Raw genomic sequence first — 17,897 nt, forward strand, 5'->3', positions numbered from 1 at the left:
TTTCCACTTCCTGTTACAATCATTTCACCATTTTTAAAGCGAGTGCATCCATTTTCATTTGTTTCACCATAGACACTAAACCATTAGATCTGGTAGGTGATAGGTGTTCTTGTAGTCCAATTTCTTTTATAAAATCCAATTTGGCATCTACTATATCCTCCGGTTTTTCATTAGATAATACGTGTACCAAAAGAGATATAATACCCTTAGCAATTACTGCATCTGCATCAGCAGTAAAAATTACTTTTCCGTCTTTGAGCGTTGAATTCATCCAAACCTTACTTTGACACCCTTTAATTAAGCGGTCATCAGTTTTTAATTCGTTATCAATTAACGGAAGATCTTTTCCTAACTCAATGATATATTCATACTTCTCCATCCAATCTTCATAAATGGAAAAATCTTCTATCAATTCTTGCTCTTTCTCTAGTATGCTCATTAACGTAACATATTCACAGATTTATTCAATGCGTCAATGAATAAATCAACTTCTTCAATCGTATTATATAAACTAAATGATGCACGTATTGTTCCGGGAATTTTAAAAAAATCCATCACAGGCTGCGTGCAGTGATGTCCTGTTCTAACTGCTACTCCTTGCTGATTCAATAGTGTTCCAATATCATAAGGATGGGTTCCCTCCACTAAAAATGAAAGAATGCTGCTTTTGTTTTCAGCCTGACCATAAATCTTTACCCCTTCAATTTCTTGAATTCTGCTTGTTGCATAATTCAAAAGTTCTTCTTCATGCTCCAGTACTTGATCGTAATCCAATTCAGCCATCCAATCAATAGCTGTTCCCAGTGCAATACCACCAACAATATTAGGAGTACCTGCTTCAAATTTAAAGGGCAAAGTGTTGTATTCAGTTTTTTCCATGGTGACAGTTTTAATCATGTCACCTCCTCCCTGGTATGGAGGTAAGGCATCAAGCAAATCTTCTTTACCATACAAAACTCCAACGCCGGTAGGTCCAAATGTTTTATGACCGGAAAATACCATAAAATCGCAATCCAAATCTTTAACATCAACTCTTAAGTGTTGAAGAGATTGAGCTGCATCCAACAAAACCTTAGCTCCTGCTTTATGCGCTTTTTGAATAATTTCTTTAACTGGATTTATGGTACCCAAAGAATTAGAAATATGAGTAAAAGAAAGTAGTTTAGTTTTCTCACTTAAAAGTTCATCTAATTTCTCCCATTGCAATTCACCATTTTCTTTTAGTGGAATGTATTTTAACACCAGGCCGTGCTCTTCAGCTTTCATTTGCCACGGAACAATATTAGAATGATGTTCCATTTCTGTGATGATAATCTCATCACCTGATGATAATCCGGCTGTAAAACACTGAGCAATTAAGTTTATTCCGCCGGTTGTTCCGGTAGTGAAAATTACTTCGTGCTCGTGTTCAGCTCCAATAAACTGTTGGATACTGCGCCTTGCAATTTCATAATTCTCTGTGCTTATTTGACTTAAATGATGAACCCCTCGGTGAATATTTGCATTTTCTGATTGATAGAACTGTTGAATTCTATCAATAACCACCTGAGGTTTCTGAGAAGTAGCCCCGTTGTCCAAATAGATTAATGGGTATTTCCCTACCTTTTGTTTAAGTACCGGAAATTGTGCTCTTATCTTAGATATGTCCAATGTCAAAACGCTCATTTGGTACAAAGTTAAATAGAGTTTTTGGCTTATTGACAGTTTATTTAGAATAATTCTAAATAGGTAAGAAAGTTTTATTCTATTCACCCAATTTTTAATTCTTTATTTTTGATGAAATCTGATTTTATGATGCAATCTAAATTACCGGATGTAGGTACGACTATTTTTACTGTCATGTCTGCCCTAGCTAATGAGCAAAATGCAATAAATCTATCCCAGGGTTTCCCTAATTTTCCTATTGATACGGTCCTTAAAGACTTCGTTAAAAAAGCGTTAGATGAGGAACAAGTACAATATGCTCCAATGCCTGGCAGGTTAGATTTAAGGATAGCCATTGCACAGAAATTAGAATTGCAACATGCTAAAATATTTAATCCCGAAACTGAAATTACAGTTACGGCCGGTGCAACTGAAGCTATTTATTCAATAATAGCGGCGGTAGTTTCAAAGGGTGATGAAGTTTTGATGTTTGATCCGGCTTATGATTGTTATGATCCTTCAGTGAGATTAAACGGAGGTATTCCGGTACATTTAAAATTGAAGTTCCCCGATTTTAAAATTGATTGGAATGAAGTAAAAGATAAAATCAACTCCAAAACAAAACTTATAATGGTCAACAATCCGCACAATCCGGCCGGGAGTGTATGGGATGAATCAGACTTGAAAGCTTTAGAAGATATATGCAATAAGTATCCTCATTTGTTGGTTTTGAGTGATGAGGTTTATGAGCACATACAATTTGATAATAATCACCAATCTGTTTTAAAAAGTGATTTATTGCGATCAAGAAGTTTTGTGACCTATAGTTTCGGAAAGACATTTCACGTTACAGGTTGGAAAATTGGTTACTGTATTGCACCGGCTGAATTGACAGTTGAAATGCGAAAAGTGCATCAATTCAACGTTTTTTGTGTTAACAACACCATGCAGGCTGCACTAGCAGATTATTTGATTGGCTCAGATTCATGGCGTGGAATAGCCGATTTTTATAATGATAAAAAGGCCTTATTCATGAATGGAATGAAACAGTCAAAATTCAAACCTTTAAAATGTGAGGGGACTTATTTTTGTTTATATGATTTTAGCGAAATATCTTCTTTACCAGATGTTGAATTTGCAAAATGGATGACCATTGAACACAAAGTAGCATCTATTCCGGTATCTGTTTTTTATGAGGATAAAACGGACAATAAAGTGGTGAGATTTTGCTTTGCAAAAACTGATGACATGTTGATTAATGCAATAGACCGATTATGCAAGATTTAAAAATAGCCATGGTTCAAACCCAACAATTTTGGGAGGATAAAGAGAAAAATCTACAACACTTTGAAAAGCACTTCGTTCAAATTCCGGTTGGAGGAGCTGATCTTTTATTGTTGCCTGAAATGTTCAATACCGGATTTACCATGAACGCTTCAAATATGGCTGAGGATATTGATGGTACTTCAATTAAATGGTTGCAGAAATGGGCAAAAGAGTTACAGATGCAAATAGGAGCCTCTTTGATCATTAGAGAAAATGATAATTACTATAACAGGTTTGTTATTGTTTCAGAAAATGGGATTGAAACGTCTTACAATAAAAGGCATTTATTTAGGATGGCAGATGAACAGTTACATTTTTCTCCAGGTACTGAAAGAGTAATATATGAGCTAAAAGGGTGGAAAATTTTGCTTCAGGTTTGTTATGATTTAAGGTTTCCGGTTTATTCAAGAAACAAAACCATTGGTGATAACAAAGAATATGATGCCGTTATATATATTGCTAATTGGCCTGAAAGGCGTAATAATGTTTGGAAGACACTTTTACAGGCAAGGGCAATTGAAAATCAAGTTTATTGTATCGGAGTGAATCGAGTTGGGATTGATGGCAATGATATTTCTTACACTGGGGATAGCATGTTTATTGATCCATGGGGTAATGTTGAAGCCAAATTTTCAGAAAACACTGAAATAGTGAAAATATTAACAATGGATTATCATAAAATTAACGACATCACCAATCGCTTCCCTGCCTTTAAAGATGCGGATTCCTGGAGTTTAACATGATCAATCAACCAATTATACCGTTCAGTAGATAAAAAATACCGTTGAGTCTCGCTCGATCTTTATTTTTAATATCTTAGAGCTCTAATAACTTTTAATTAAAGATTCAAAATGAGAAAAGTATACTTATCTATGCTTTCAATCTTATCTTCTGGTCTGTTAATGGCTCAGATGACACAAGAGACGAAAGTTTACGAATTGGCTTCGCCTGCTGATTTAGATCAAAACAGGCCAATGCCGGTTTTAGGTGCTAACAGAGCTCCTGACGATATAGTTTGGTCAGATGACTTTAGTACTACTTCAAACTGGAATGCTACTTATCCAACTACTGGTTTAGATCCTCAATTTTATGGATGGTCTATCGGAACCACTACAATGGGTTGGTATTTTGGAACATCTGGAGATATGGGAACTACTGGTAACTTCGCGAGATTTGTTAATGGTTCTCCTGCTACTCAGTCTAATCCAAACCCTTCAGATCCTGTATACGAAGGTGGACCTTACACATTGGAATATGTTGGAACACCTGTAGATTTATCTTCAGTTCCTGCACCACACCTTGAGTTTGAGCACTATGGAGCTAGATTTATTACGCTTCAAGCTGTTGAAGTTAGTACTGATGGTGGTACTACTTGGATTGAGGTAGGAAATAACAATGATATCGCACCTTTAACTTCAGGTGGTGGATCTGTTTATCCTAAACCTGAGACAAGAAGATTCAACATCACTTCTGCTATTACTGGTAACCCGGCAAACGTAACATTCAGATTATTATGGGATGGTGCTCAAAACGGACCAAACATGAACTATGTTGAGTACGGATGGTTTGTTGATGATATCAGAGTTGTTGAAGGACACTCATATGATGCTGAAATCTTAACTGCAAACTTCGCTTCTGGTGCTGAGATGTTAGAGTACTATATGGTACCTACTACTCAAACTACTGGAATTGAGTTTTCTGGAAAAGTAAAAAATAACGGTGCTGCTACATTCACTGGACTTCACTTAGAAGCTACAGTTGATATGGGAGGTAACGTATTTACTGGAACTTCAGCAAACGTTGATTTGCCTTCAGGTGATATCGATTCAATGGTAACTACAACTACTTTTACTCCTGCTGGAGGAATGGGAACTTATGATTTCCAATGGGTATTTGTTGGAGACAATGCTGACACTTACAACAGTAACGATATTTTAACTGATGCAATTGAAGTTACAGAATATACTTATGCTAGAGACAATGGTGTAGCTACTGGATCTATCACAAACGTAACATCTAATACTGGTCAAGCAATGGGAATTGGTAACATCTTCGAAACTTTCGGAGCTGGTGTTATCGGTGCTGTTGATATCAATATTGGTTCTGCAACTTCAGGTGATATCATCTTTGCTAGAATCGACAAATGGGATGACGGTTTAGGTGAGTTCGTTTATGTTGCTCAAACTAGTGATCATTCATTAACTGCTTCGCAAACTAGTGGATGGGTTAAGTTATTCTTAGCTTCTCCTGTTACTGTTGCTGCAGGTGATGTTTACCTAATCACTGCTAACCACTACGGGGGTTCTCCAGAGGTTGCATTCTCATATGCTCAAGGTACTTATGATGGAACTGTTATTGGATACGTTGCTGACGGTTCATTATTCTCTTTATTAGATCCTGAAGCTGTTATGGTAAGAGCTGACATGAGAGATTTTACAGGAGTTGATCAATTTGAAGCTACTTTCAATATTGGACAAAACGTTCCAAATCCATTTGATAACAACTCTATAATTAACTATACTTTAGCTGAGGCTGCAAACGTTAGTGTACAATTCACTGATATCTCAGGAAAAGTAGTTAAAGTTGTTGAGCAAGGAAGCCAAACTGCTGGATCATACCAAATCAATGTTGATGGAAATGATTTTGCAGAAGGAGTTTACTTCTACACTTTCACTATTGGTGATAAACAAGTAACTAAAAGAATGGTGGTTACTAAGTAATCAACCTACTTTATAAATTTAAACCCTGTTCGTCTTTGATGAACAGGGTTTTTTTATTTCGTTAATCTCTAGGGATTTTGTCAAAGTCTAAGAAGTCTGTATAAGGATACAAATTGGCCATAACCTGAAGTCTGAAATATCTTCTTTCAAAGTCTACTTCTCCATCAGAAGCATTTAAATATTCTAGCCTAAATTTGTCATAGTTGTGCATAGCAACAAGCTCATCTTGAGGAAGTTTTTCTCCCTCAAAATACTTGTCTCTGATATCATTTATTGAAATCAAAAAAGCATCAGTATCAATATGCGGATCAAATTCGGTCATTTTTCCTTATGCATAAGACGTTAAACTTAGTCGTTCAGTTTCCCAAAAACCAACAAGTAATCAACAACTAATTGTAAAGAATCACACTTTCATTTTTTTTGAACTTTTGTGAATGTTATTTGTACTTTTATTAAATAAGACACTATCATATGTTTAAAAATCTGGCTATCACCCTATTAAGTTTTTTAATTGTTTCAATTTCATTTGGACAAAAAGATGATCCATTTTACAATAGTAAATGGGCTAAAATAGACTCTCTTCAAAGAAAGGGATTGTACCGAATGGCTTTGTCTGAAGTACATGAAGTCTTTGACTACTCAACTAAAAATCAACATCACAATCAGGTAATTAAGTCTGTATTGTACGAGTTAAAATACAATACATACCTTGAAGAAGATGATTACGTATTAGGTATCTCCAGACTTGATGAACTAATCAAAACTGCTCCATCACCTTCAAAAGAAATTTTGCACTCCCTGACAGCAGAAGTCTATTGGGGATATTATTCCTCTAATCAATGGAAGTTTATTGAAAGAACGCATGTTGGTGAGGTTGATTTAAAAGATATACGAACCTGGGATTTGAAAAGAATAGCAGAAAAAGTAAGAGATCATTATGTACTCTCACTAATGAATGCTGAAAAATCAAAGTCAGAGTTAATAAAAAACTACAAAGAGATTGCTTCTTATACTGACAGAGATGAAGCCGAGAAAATGAGACCAACGCTCTATGATTTCTTAGCATATAGAGCATTAGACTTTTTTAGATATCAAAATTTCAACGTTCCAGGTCCTGGTAAATCTTTTATTATAGATAATCCAAGGTATTTAGCCAACAATAGCACATTTATTGCTCTTGCTAACAGCACTTTAACTGTGGATTCATTGAACACTAAATTTTATGCTGTAAAAATATTTGGGGAGCTAACTGAATTTCACCAAAAAAAGGACGATAAAAATGCACTTTTTTATGCTGAACTTGAAAGACTAAAATTCATCAGAACAAACGCAGTATTTGAGGACGTTGACAAATCATATTATACTGCATTAGAAAGACTTGTTCAACAATATCAAAAAGAAGATTATTCTAGTGAAGGGCTGTATGAAATGGCAAAATATCATTCAGATAAAGCCGGAACCTACAATTATTTTGGGGACACAACTTATCATTGGAATTACAAAATTGCAATGCAGATTTGTGATAAAAGCATCAAATTGTTTCCTAATGCATATGGTTCAGAACAATGTAAAGCACTAAAAACAAGTATCACATATAAAGAACTTAATTTAAATGCTGAACAAGCCGCTCCCGTTAAAGAAGCATCTCTATTAAATATCAGCTACAGAAATGTAAATAAACTTTATTACAAAATAGTTCCATATAACTATGATAAGTTGAATAATCAAAAAGTTGATTACAACAAACTCCTTAGTGATTTAAGAAAAACAAAAGGTCTTTTTGAAAAGGAAATTACTTTAAAAGATCCGGGAGATTATCAAGCACATACTACTGAGATTGAAGTTCCTGGACTAGATAATGGGCATTACTTCTTAATTGTCTCTTCACATCCTCAGTATAGTGAAGATGGTGAAGCATTTAGCTATTGTTCATTTTGGTCAACAGATATTACTTATCAAATGAGGAATCAAAGTGGTGAAAGAGACGTTTTGGTTTCAAATAGAAAAACAGGAGCGCCTTTGGCTGAAGCTAAAGCTATAGTGAGCTATCAAAAGTGGAATAGTTTGATCCGTCAATATGAAAACAAAACGCTGGGGACATATACAACAGATCAAAATGGAGTTTTCTCTTTTAAACCTAAAGACGACTATTACAACTATTACATTGAGGTAAAACATAATGGTCAGGTGTTTGCTCCTAATGCAAGCCATTATGCTTACAGAGATTATCAGTATACACAAAGAACCTATACTCATTTCTTTACTGACAGAACTATTTATAGACCAGGCCAAACCATCTATTATAAGGGAATTGTAGTGGATCAGGATGAGCATGATCGTCAACTGAAAAAGAACTATAAAACAACTGTGTATTTCTATGATGTAAACTCTCAGGAAATTGCGCATCAAGAAGTAACTACGAATGAGTTTGGATCTTTTTCTGGCGAATTCACAGCTCCTTTTGGAGTTTTAACCGGACAAATGAGAATTCAGGATACTTATGGAAGCAAATACTTCAGAGTAGAAGAATATAAACGTCCTAAGTTTAATGTTACCATGAATCCAATTGAAGGTGAGTTTCAGTTGAACGACAACATTGAAGCAACCGGATTTGCACAGGCTTTTGCAGGTAATTTTATTGACGGAGCAGAAGTTAAGTACCGTGTAACTAGGACAACATCTTATTATGGATGGTATAGCTGGTATTATTGGAGACCTTATGAGGCGGCTAAAGAAATTGCTTCAGGAAATTTAACTACTGATGAAAATGGAGAGTTCAAAATACCATTTGAAGCCATACCGGATATGTCGGCTAATAAAAAGAATTTACCGGTATTTACCTATACAATTACAGTTGATGTAACTGACATTAATGGGGAAACACATACCGGATCATCTACGGTGATGGTGGGATATCAAAGTTTGAAATTGAACAACAACTTAAGAGCCGATATCAATGGAGAGAAAGACTTTATGCTTGAGCTTTCTACCACCAATCTTAACGGTCAGGATGTAGATGCTCAGGGGACTGTAGTTATTGAAAAATTGAAAGGACCTGAACATCCTCTTTACAGCCGCATGTGGCAACAACCTGATTTACCTTTAATGTCAGAAAGTGATTTTAAAGCCAAGTTTTCTCATATGGTTTATAAGGATGAGAATAACCAGTACAATTGGGATGTTGATAAAGAGGTTTTAAAAATGAATTTTGACACTAAAATCACTGATTCAATTGAGATTAAAAATCTTAAAAAGTGGCAGCCTGGAGTGTATAAATATACGGCCACCGCAAAAGACAAAAATGGAGTAGAGGTGAAAGATGTGGCATTCTTCACGCTTTTTAAACCATCAGCAAAAGTGTCACCTACAAATGATGTTTTTTGGTTGAAAGAACTCAAGTCAAAAGCAGAGCCGGGTGATGTTGTGAGCGTATTGTTAGGAACTGCTGAGGATGAAATATTAGTAAACTACAGTATCGAGGTGAAAAACAAAATTGTTTCATCAGATATCGTAACGCTTAAAAAAGAACAAAAGAAACTTGATTTTAAAGTTACTGAAGAGCACAGAGGAAATTTCACAGTTCACTTTTCAGTAGTAAAAAATAATAGATCATTTAGCAGATCTGTTACGGTTATTGTTCCGCATACAAATAAGGAATTGGATCTTGAATTTTCAACTTTCCGAAATAAATTATTACCGGGTCAGGATGAAGAATGGACAATGACCATTAAAAATAAAAACGGAGAAGGAGCAATGGCGGAATTGTTGGCAACAATGTATGATGCTAGTTTAGATGAATTGTATTCTCCAAATGCGTTTTATTTTAATGTATGGAGAACTTATTACGGAAGTAAAGGTTGGCAAAACCCTCAAGGAATTTCAAGCTCGTACAGTAGAAATTATCATCACGATTGGAATCCTTACTACTACTACCCATCTAGATACTTTCCTAGCTTGAATTATCATGGTTATAGCACCTATTATTATGGAAGATATTATTCATATGGGTGGTATGATGATTTTGCTGACGGAGCAGTTGCAGAAGGTGATATGGAGATGGAAGAGTCTGTAGCAATGGATGAAGATATCACACTATCAAGAAAAGATGTTGCAAGAAACGGAAATGCTAAAACCACAACTGGTTCATTTGCTGCAGTAACTGAAGTAGCAGATGCTCCAATGGGAGGTGCAGATAAGAATTTGGAGCAGCAAAATATGCAGGGAATTCTCGACAATTTGGAGCCGGATGAAAGAGAAAGAAAAGAAGTTGATTTATCAGGAGTAAAAGTGAGATCTAACTTCAATGAAACAGCTTTCTTTTATCCTCAATTGTTGACAGATAAAGATGGAAACATTAAAATCAAATTCACTATTCCAGAATCTCTAACTAAATGGAAGTTTATTGGGATGGCGCATACGCAAGATCTTAGTACTGGAATGATCGAAAAAGAAGTGGTGACACAAAAAGATTTAATGGTAGTTCCAAATGCGCCAAGATTTTTAAGAGAAGGTGACAAAATCACTTTATCTGCAAAAATTTCAAACATTTCTGATAAAGATTTAGAAGGGGCAATTCAGTTGGATTTATTGAATCCGTTTGATGATAAATTGATTGATGATAAGTTCAAACACAAAGGAAAACAATTGCCTTTTAAAGTGGATAAAGGAAAAAGTACATCAGTAAGTTGGACCATCAATGTACCTTATGAAACGTCAACTGTAAAGTACAGATTTGTAGCCGCAGCAGGAGATTTCTCAGATGGAGAAGAAAGCGTTTTACCTATTTTATCTAATAGAATGTTGGTGACAGAATCTATGCCTATGCCAATTAGAGGTAAACAAAGCAAAACATTCAAGTTTGATAAGTTAGTGAACAACAAAAGCAAGACGCTTAAACATCACAGATATACTGTTGAATTCACTTCTAATCCGGCTTGGTATGCATTGCAAGCAATGCCATATATGATGGAGTATCCGCATGAGTGTGCTGAACAAACATTTACCAGATATTATTCAAATGCCATTGCAGCTCATGTATTGAATTCAAATCCTAAAATCAGAGAAATCATCAACAAATGGGGAGAAGATTCACCTGATGCTTTTTTATCAAACTTGCAGAAAAATCAGGAGTTAAAAGCAGTAATGTTAGAGGAAACTCCTTGGGTATTAAATGCCAAAAGTGAAGAAGAGACAAAACGTAATCTTGCCATTTTGTTAGATATGGAAAGAATGACCAAAGAGTTGGATAAAGCACTTGGTAAGACAATTAAAAATCAAGCAGCAAATGGAGGTTGGCCTTGGTTCCCAGGAATGAGAGAAAGCAGATATATCACTCAACATATCATTACTGGAATGGGACACCTGGATCATCTTGGAATTTCAAGTGTAAAAGAAGACAGAAGAGTTTGGAATATGATTAAAAAAGGTGTTGACTATTTAGATGGTGAAATTGTTGAAGATTATCGTTTAGCAAAAAAATACGATCCTGATTATGAGAAGAATCAGCACATTGGATATTCTCAAATTCAATACTTATATGCTAGATCATATTTTAAAGATATCTCAATGAACAACAACACTAAAGAAGCTGTTCAGTATTACAAAGATCAGGCAATCAAATTCTGGTTAAACTTCAATATTTATGGTGAAGGTATGCTGGCTTTAGCTGCGCACAGATTTGAGATGAAAGATTTAGCAACTGATATTGTAAAATCATTAAAAGACAGATCTATTCATCATGAAGAATTTGGAATGTACTGGAAAGAATATCAAATAGGATATTACTGGTATCAAGCTCCAATTGAAACACAAGCATTAATGATTGAGATGTTTGATGAAGTAACAGATGATCAAGAGAGTGTTGAAGATTTGAAAGTTTGGTTGCTGAAACAAAAGCAAACTACTCATTGGAAAACCACCAAGCAAACTACAGAAGCAGTATACGCTTTATTGTTAAAAGGAACAGATTTGTTGGCTTCAGATGAATTGGTTCAAGTAGTTGTTGGGGATAAACCAATTGAATATGTAGATAAATTGGTTAAAGATGATCCATACAAAGTAAAACCAGAAGCAGGAACAGGTTATTTTAAAACAGCCTGGAAAGGTGAAAATGTAGTGCCAAAAATGGGCGATATAAAAGTCACTAAAAAAGATGACGGAGTTGCTTGGGGTGCAGCATACTGGCAGTACTTTGAAGATTTGGACAAAATCACTTATGCAGAAACAAATCTGAAATTAGAAAAGGATTTATTCCTCATCAATCTTACAAAAGAAGGTGAAGAATTGGTTCCTGTCAATGAGAACAACGAGTTAAAAGTAGGTGATAAAATGCGCGTAAGAATTGAATTGAGAACAGATCGCAATTTAGAATACGTTCACATGAAAGATATGAGAGCATCCGGATTTGAGCCGATCAATGTATTGTCAACGTACAAATATCGTGATGGCCTGGGCTATTATGAGGCTACCAAAGATGCAGCGACTCATTTCTTCTTTGACTACATACCTAAAGGAACTTATGTTTTTGAGTACGATTTAAGAGTACAACACAAGGGAGACATGTCAAATGGTATTGCTACAATACAATGTATGTATGCACCTGAATTCACTTCACACTCAGATGGAATTAGGGTCCACGTAAAAGAATAATCAATTAAATAGCCTAAAAGGACCTCAATTGAGGTCCTTTTTTATTTTCCTTTCGCTAAATTTGATACATGTCGCGATTGATATTGCTATTTGTAATAATTATCTCATTCAGTGCTTTTTCTCAGGGAGAAGTAGAAGATAAATTGCGAAAAGCCGATCTGGTATACAATGAAAATCCGGCCGAATCATTTTCGTTGTGTGAATCTGCAGAAAGAGAAGCCAAGGAATTAAACAATACAGAATTTGATGGAAATATTGCCTTGTGTAAAGCAAGGTATTACCTGCTTATTTCAATGTATGATGCCTGTAGTAGGGAATTGAACAAAGCCACATTGTTTTTCGAAAAACGCGAAGACAAAGTAAACCTGGCTTCTGTCTACAACTTAAAGCAAAATATGCTTTCTAAGATTGGAGAAATTGAGGAAGCACATCAGTTTATGCTTAAAGTAGTTGAAATTGATAGAGAGACCAACAACACAGATCATTTGATAGGCGCCCTTAATAATCTTAGTTTGGATTATAAAAGGATGAACCAGGCTGATAGCATGAAACAGGTGTTATTACAAGTGGAGGAATTGGAACCATATTTTGAGCCTACAGATTATTTGTATTACAATCAAAACTGGGGTCTGTATTACATTTTGATTAAAGATTATGATAAGGCAGTTGATTTCATTGACAAGGCTTTAAAAGTTGCCGAAGAAGAAAAAATGACAGATAGTAAAGCCACCAACCTAGCGACAATGTCAAAAGTCTACCGCCTAAAAGGAAATTATGAACAAGCATTGACATTTGCTGAAGATGCATATGCCTTTTCGCAAGAGCATAATTTGATTTATGAAACAAGTGAGGCTTTGGTAGAATGGATTGCTGTTTTAGAGAAAACCGGAAACTATAAAGAGGCTTTTGAAGTTCAGAAGAAATGGATCAGAATTGATAATCAAATCAATGATTTAGAACGTATCCAAAAAGTCAAAGCTATTGAAGGTCAGCTTGAATTGGCACAGAAAGAAAAAAAGATAGTTGAAGGAGAAGTTGCTTTGAAGGAATCCAAATTAAATAATCAAAAAGCCCAAACAAGAAATGCCTGGTTAAGTGGAGTGATCGTTCTGATTATTGTCCTTTTAGGATACACAGCTTTCATTTACTTAAGAACAAGAAAGTTGAACACCACCATTCAACAACAAAAAACAGAGGTTGAAACCAAAAGCTTAAAACTTGAAGAAGCATTGAATAGTATCAATGATAGTCTTGAATACAGTAAGTTGATTCAATCTTCAATGCTCCCGGCTAATAATGAATTTGTTCAAACTTTTAACGGACATTTTATCCTTTACCAACCTAGAGATATTGTTAGTGGTGATTTTTACTGGATTCACAAAGAAGGAGACACTACTATTTTGGCAGTTGGAGATTGTACCGGGCATGGAGTTCCGGGAGCAATGGTGAGCATGGTGTGTCACGAAGCATTAAATAAAGTTGTTGTAGAACATAAAGAATTGGAACCGGGTAAAATATTGGATGGTGTCAGAGATATTGTAACTGCAACTTTTAAGCGAAACAGTGATAATATTAGTGATGGAATGGATATTTGTTTGATCACCATTAAAGATGCAGAATTGAAATATGCCGGAGCTAATAATGCATTGTGGATCTTCAGAGAAAATGCTATTGATCCGGAAACTGAAAATATACAGTTTTCAGCTTTCCGTAAGTGTGGATTGATTGAAATAAAACCGGATAAACAACCTATTGGATTTTATCATCAAACCAAGCCTTTTACAACGATCTCTTTTAACCTTATGAAAAATGATCGTCTTTATTTGTTTTCAGATGGATATGCAGATCAATTTGGAGGTGACAAAGGCAAAAAGCTAAAAGCTTCAAATATGAAAGAGTTGTTTGCTAAGTCCCAAGTTTTAGACATTGAAGAACAAGGAAAACATCTTAAGGATGTATTTAAAGAATGGAAAGGAGAGTTGGAGCAATTAGATGACGTTTGCGTAGTTGGAATTAGAATATAAAACGAAGCCATGAAAAATTCAAAGACTTGTCCAAAGTGTGGAGGCACTGAAATTTACACAGATGCAGGAAATCCCAAAAGAGGTGATCGAACTTCAATACCTATTACTTCTTGGGGAAAGTTGTTTTTAGCCGTTTATATCTGTGCCGGTTGCGGATATCTTGAAGAATATGTTGAGCAAGATGATCTGTCAAATTCTGACAAGATGGATAAACTCAAGAAAAATTTCAATAAAGCCTAGCTACAAGTGGTCAAAGGGTTTCCACACAACCACTCAGAGTGAATCCATCCTTCAATTCCATTTCCTTTAACTTTTAACCAGGGGCCGCATTTATCCAACAAATGAAATCCTGACATTTCTTTATCTATAAAGTGATCCGGTTGCTGTATCCCATAGGTTGGACCACCCATCACTTCAATTGTTTCCCCTTCATAATTTCTGGTGTCTACACTTAAAACAGATCCATGAATCCAGCATTCACCATTGTCATTAAACATGAAGTCTTCTTCCATCCCTTCTATTATATTGTTTACCCTGAACCAGCCATTAGATGCTTCATATACTGTGATAAAAAACGCAACATTAATGTCATCTTCTTTTAATTGTCCAACAACCTTTCCGTTCGGTGTGTCTCTCACATTAGTACCTCCTTTATCCGGGTCATTCAAGTATACTTCAATAGGTCGATCATCACATTTTTGTCCTCCGTCCATTTGATCGTCAGGCACATAAGAATCTGCAATGTCATCTGCAAAAACTTCCTCTTCAGAAATCGTTTCTTCAGAAATTTCTTCCTCTTCTGAACCTTCGTTTTTCACTTCTTCTCCACCACAACTTAGTAGAATGAACATGCTAAATGGAATAATAAACTTTTTCATAAGATGTAATTTGAACACAAAATAACTATTTAGTTGTAAATCAGTCAATCATTACAATTTTCCTCATTTTTTTGTTGCCTTTATTTTGGATGATGTATTCGTCAGATTTTATCCTAATTCCGTTCAGTTTATTCGGAGAAATGAGCTTTCTTGTCCATTGTGTTTTATTTATCTTAAAGTGAATAGGATTAGTTTCTTCTACTTCTTCAAATCCAATGGATAAAAATGATTTTCCACTTGACCATTCCTTGTCAATATAGGTGACTAAATCATCTGTTGGATAATTGCGCGTGTAGTGTTGGATGATTTTATCTAATCCACCAACTACCGTATAATTGATCAAAGAACAATACCTTTCAAGTTCAGTTGAATAATAAGTAGGAGATTCATATTTCATGAATCGCGGATCTGAAAATACAGCAACGGCAACAATTTCTGTTTCATCCCTTAATCCTAAAAATAATTTACCTCCTCCAAAACCCAATAAATGATTTTGATCTACGAATGCTTTTGCCTCTTTTTTCGAAAGCACTTCTATGTTTGTATCTCTTGCATTTATGGTTACAAGATTTAACTTAAGAATTGATAGTAACCTTGATTTAACTTGTAGTGGTCTTTGTTCATAAAGATCCCTGTGAATAACAATATCATTTTCATTTTTTGGATAATTACCTTCTGAAAAAAAGAAAGAAAAGTTGCCTGAAATATATCTTCCTGCTTCCGATTTTTGTAATTCGGCGCCAAGGTCATTTAAATGGCTGATGATATCTTCAATCCAATTACTCACAGTTCAAAGGTACCAAACAATTTTGCTGAGATATTAGTTTTTATATATACATTTATACAGATAGTCCATAGGATTACTCTACCAAAAACTATAAAAATGAAAAAAATTACTTTATCACTTTCACTGATATCATTGTCAGTGCTTTCTTTTGCTCAAAATAATGTTGGAATCGGAACTACTACCCCGGATGCATCTTCAAAACTGGAGGTTACTTCTACTAATCAAGGTGTCTTGGTTCCAAGAATTGCTTTAACTGCAACAAATGCTGCCGCTCCTGTTACAGCACCGGCAACTTCATTATTAGTTTATAATACAGCAACTGCTGGAACGGTTCCAAATAACGTAACACCTGGTTATTATTACTGGGATGGCGTTCAATGGGTGAGATTGCAAAGTGGAAGTGGTTCTGCTTCATGCGTAACACTTGATGAAGCTTATGATTGTACATCTCCTGGTGCAGGAAGAATAGTAACGGTAAATGATGGTTCAATTGAATTTAACCAAACTGCCGGAACGAATACAGAAGTTTTGACAGTTACCACAACTCAAGGTACTGCTGCAACTCCGGTAAATGGAATTTCTACTGTACATTCAGGAGTAGGTAATGCGATAATTGCAGAAGCGACAAGTGCCTCTGCAGATCAAGCTTATGCACCTATTGTAGGTTCAGTATCCAATTCAACTACCAGTAATGCTGGTGTTTTAGGTTTGTATAACGGTTCAGGTGCTTTTGCATCAGGAGGAACTTTCCAAGTTACAACCACAGATGGTGGAATCGGAATGTTATCTGTGAATGGATCGCCTTCACCTACTCAAACAAATTACGGTGGTCTTGCATGGTCTTTAGGAGGAAGTGCAAATAATTACGGTTTTCAAGGAGTTGTAGGTAATGGTTCTGGAACAGTAAACTCATACACCAGTGCTGATGTTACAACTGCAGGATTATATGGTGTAAATGAAAGTACAACAGGTGGTGCCGGTGTTTTCGGAATCGGTGTTCAAGGTATGGTTGGTTTAACAGACTATACTAATGCTTACGCTATTTACGGACAAAATTTTGGAGCAAATAATGCGGGATTTCAAGTAGGAATATTAGGTGATGGTGGTCACGGAGTTTGGGGACAATCACAAGTGCTTGGAGGAGTTGGTGTATATGGTTTAGCAAATCCAACGGTAATTAACGGAAACTATAGTCAAACAACAGGTGTTGCTGCTGCTTTAGTAGGTGACGGAGCTGGTGTTGTTGGTGAAGGTGCATTCCCAGACTGGGGAGTTGTATCACTTGGAGATCTTGGTGCTACAGGAACTAAAACTTTTATCATTGATCACCCTGAAGATCCTGAAAATAAAGCTTTAAAACACTTCTCAATTGAATCAAATGAGGTGTTAAACGTATATAGAGGTACTGCTGAATTTGATGCAAATGGTGTGGCTGTTGTTACATTGCCAACTTATTTTGATGAACTAAATATCAATTTCTCTTATCAGTTAACTGCTGTTGGAGCGCCTTCTCCAAACATGTATGTTTCAAAAGAAGTACAGGGAACTGTATTTGAAATTAGTGGTGGAGCAGCAAATGCAAAAGTATCATGGACAGTTTATGCTGAAAGAAATGACAAATACTTACAAGTTCATCCTGAAGCAAAAATTGCTGAAGTGGATAAAGCAGATCACCAAAAAGGAAAATATCTTGATCCTGCAACATACGGAAAAGATAGATCACAAGGAATTATCAGTGGTGGAGAGATTTTAAAATTAGATGGTGCTTCAGATGCTGAAAAAACACAATCTGATAAAAATCCAATTAAGGAATTACCTAAAAAGGCTGAAAACAACAGTCCATCAACAGACAATCAATAATTGACATTCA

12 protein-coding genes are annotated in these 17,897 nt (G+C 35.5%); 7 read left to right on the forward strand and 5 right to left on the reverse strand.

Annotated features, from left to right (window positions below):
• Positions 1-19: 19 nt before the first annotated feature.
• Both K6119_RS13520 and K6119_RS13525 read right to left on the reverse strand, forming a co-directional pair.
• Positions 20-439, reverse strand: a complete 420-nt coding sequence (locus K6119_RS13520) for a SufE family protein (protein WP_221832522.1) — start codon at positions 437-439, stop codon at positions 20-22.
• Positions 439-1,665, reverse strand: coding sequence for an aminotransferase class V-fold PLP-dependent enzyme (locus tag K6119_RS13525; RefSeq protein WP_221832524.1), 1,227 nt, complete (start codon positions 1,663-1,665; stop codon positions 439-441). Before K6119_RS13525 ends, K6119_RS13520 begins: the two co-directional genes overlap by 1 nt.
• Before the next feature lie 111 nt (positions 1,666-1,776).
• Between K6119_RS13525 and K6119_RS13530 the strand changes: the two genes are divergently transcribed.
• The 3 genes from K6119_RS13530 (at position 1,777) to K6119_RS13540 (ending at position 5,690) form a co-directional block, all read left to right on the forward strand.
• On the forward strand, positions 1,777-2,931 hold the full coding sequence (locus tag K6119_RS13530; RefSeq protein WP_237828018.1) for a methionine aminotransferase: 1,155 nt from the start codon (positions 1,777-1,779) through the stop codon (positions 2,929-2,931).
• On the forward strand, positions 2,919-3,713 hold the full coding sequence (locus tag K6119_RS13535; RefSeq protein ID WP_221832528.1) for an amidohydrolase: 795 nt from the start codon (positions 2,919-2,921) through the stop codon (positions 3,711-3,713). Before K6119_RS13530 ends, K6119_RS13535 begins: the two co-directional genes overlap by 13 nt.
• Positions 3,714-3,821: 108 nt before the next feature.
• Positions 3,822-5,690, forward strand: coding sequence for a T9SS type A sorting domain-containing protein (locus K6119_RS13540; protein ID WP_221832531.1), 1,869 nt, complete (start codon positions 3,822-3,824; stop codon positions 5,688-5,690).
• A 61-nt stretch (positions 5,691-5,751) separates the two neighbouring features.
• Here K6119_RS13540 and K6119_RS13545 read toward each other — a convergent pair whose 3' ends face one another.
• Positions 5,752-6,012 carry a hypothetical protein gene (locus K6119_RS13545; RefSeq protein ID WP_221832533.1) on the reverse strand — a complete coding sequence of 87 codons (261 nt, stop codon included), beginning with the start codon at positions 6,010-6,012 and terminating at the stop codon, positions 5,752-5,754.
• A 149-nt stretch (positions 6,013-6,161) separates the two neighbouring features.
• Between K6119_RS13545 and K6119_RS13550 the strand changes: the two genes are divergently transcribed.
• The 3 genes from K6119_RS13550 (at position 6,162) to K6119_RS13560 (ending at position 14,602) form a co-directional block, all read left to right on the forward strand.
• Positions 6,162-12,338: an alpha-2-macroglobulin family protein gene (locus K6119_RS13550; protein WP_221832535.1), complete on the forward strand. Its 6,177-nt coding sequence runs from the start codon at positions 6,162-6,164 to the stop codon at positions 12,336-12,338.
• A gap of 68 nt (positions 12,339-12,406) precedes the next feature.
• Positions 12,407-14,362 carry a SpoIIE family protein phosphatase gene (locus K6119_RS13555; protein ID WP_221832537.1) on the forward strand — a complete coding sequence of 652 codons (1,956 nt, stop codon included), beginning with the start codon at positions 12,407-12,409 and terminating at the stop codon, positions 14,360-14,362.
• A gap of 9 nt (positions 14,363-14,371) precedes the next feature.
• Positions 14,372-14,602, forward strand: coding sequence for a hypothetical protein (locus K6119_RS13560; RefSeq protein WP_221832539.1), 231 nt, complete (start codon positions 14,372-14,374; stop codon positions 14,600-14,602).
• Here K6119_RS13560 and K6119_RS13565 read toward each other — a convergent pair.
• Together K6119_RS13565 and K6119_RS13570 are read right to left on the reverse strand one after the other, a co-directional pair.
• Entirely contained in the window at positions 14,599-15,240 is a 642-nt protein-coding gene (locus K6119_RS13565; RefSeq protein WP_221832541.1) for an SH3 domain-containing protein, read from the reverse strand. The two genes, K6119_RS13560 and K6119_RS13565, sit on opposite strands and share 4 nt — an antisense overlap.
• Before the next feature lie 40 nt (positions 15,241-15,280).
• The gene (locus K6119_RS13570) at positions 15,281-16,027 is read right to left on the reverse strand and encodes a hypothetical protein (protein ID WP_221832543.1); all 747 of its coding nucleotides are present in this window, start codon (positions 16,025-16,027) and stop codon (positions 15,281-15,283) included.
• 96 nt (positions 16,028-16,123) lie between these two features.
• Between K6119_RS13570 and K6119_RS13575 the strand changes: the two genes are divergently transcribed.
• The gene (locus K6119_RS13575) at positions 16,124-17,887 is read left to right on the forward strand and encodes an autotransporter outer membrane beta-barrel domain-containing protein (protein WP_221832545.1); all 1,764 of its coding nucleotides are present in this window, start codon (positions 16,124-16,126) and stop codon (positions 17,885-17,887) included.
• Positions 17,888-17,897: the final 10 nt, after the last annotated feature.

It is taken from the genome of Paracrocinitomix mangrovi (assembly GCF_019740355.2).
GTDB classification, from domain to species: domain Bacteria; phylum Bacteroidota; class Bacteroidia; order Flavobacteriales_D; family Crocinitomicaceae; genus Paracrocinitomix; species Paracrocinitomix mangrovi.

Excerpts from the sequence above, each read along its gene's own strand:
- K6119_RS13520 (WP_221832522.1), bottom strand. The coding sequence starts at position 439 with ATGAGCATACTAGAGAAAGAGCAAGAATTGATAGAAGATTTTTCCATT.
- K6119_RS13525 (WP_221832524.1), bottom strand. The coding sequence starts at position 1,665 with ATGAGCGTTTTGACATTGGACATATCTAAGATAAGAGCACAATTTCCG.
- K6119_RS13530 (WP_237828018.1), top strand. The coding sequence starts at position 1,777 with ATGAAATCTGATTTTATGATGCAATCTAAATTACCGGATGTAGGTACG.
- K6119_RS13535 (WP_221832528.1), top strand. The coding sequence starts at position 2,919 with ATGCAAGATTTAAAAATAGCCATGGTTCAAACCCAACAATTTTGGGAG.
- K6119_RS13540 (WP_221832531.1), top strand. The coding sequence starts at position 3,822 with ATGAGAAAAGTATACTTATCTATGCTTTCAATCTTATCTTCTGGTCTG.
- K6119_RS13545 (WP_221832533.1), bottom strand. The coding sequence starts at position 6,012 with ATGACCGAATTTGATCCGCATATTGATACTGATGCTTTTTTGATTTCA.
- K6119_RS13550 (WP_221832535.1), top strand. The coding sequence starts at position 6,162 with ATGTTTAAAAATCTGGCTATCACCCTATTAAGTTTTTTAATTGTTTCA.
- K6119_RS13555 (WP_221832537.1), top strand. The coding sequence starts at position 12,407 with ATGTCGCGATTGATATTGCTATTTGTAATAATTATCTCATTCAGTGCT.
- K6119_RS13560 (WP_221832539.1), top strand. The coding sequence starts at position 14,372 with ATGAAAAATTCAAAGACTTGTCCAAAGTGTGGAGGCACTGAAATTTAC.
- K6119_RS13565 (WP_221832541.1), bottom strand. The coding sequence starts at position 15,240 with ATGAAAAAGTTTATTATTCCATTTAGCATGTTCATTCTACTAAGTTGT.
- K6119_RS13575 (WP_221832545.1), top strand. The coding sequence starts at position 16,124 with ATGAAAAAAATTACTTTATCACTTTCACTGATATCATTGTCAGTGCTT.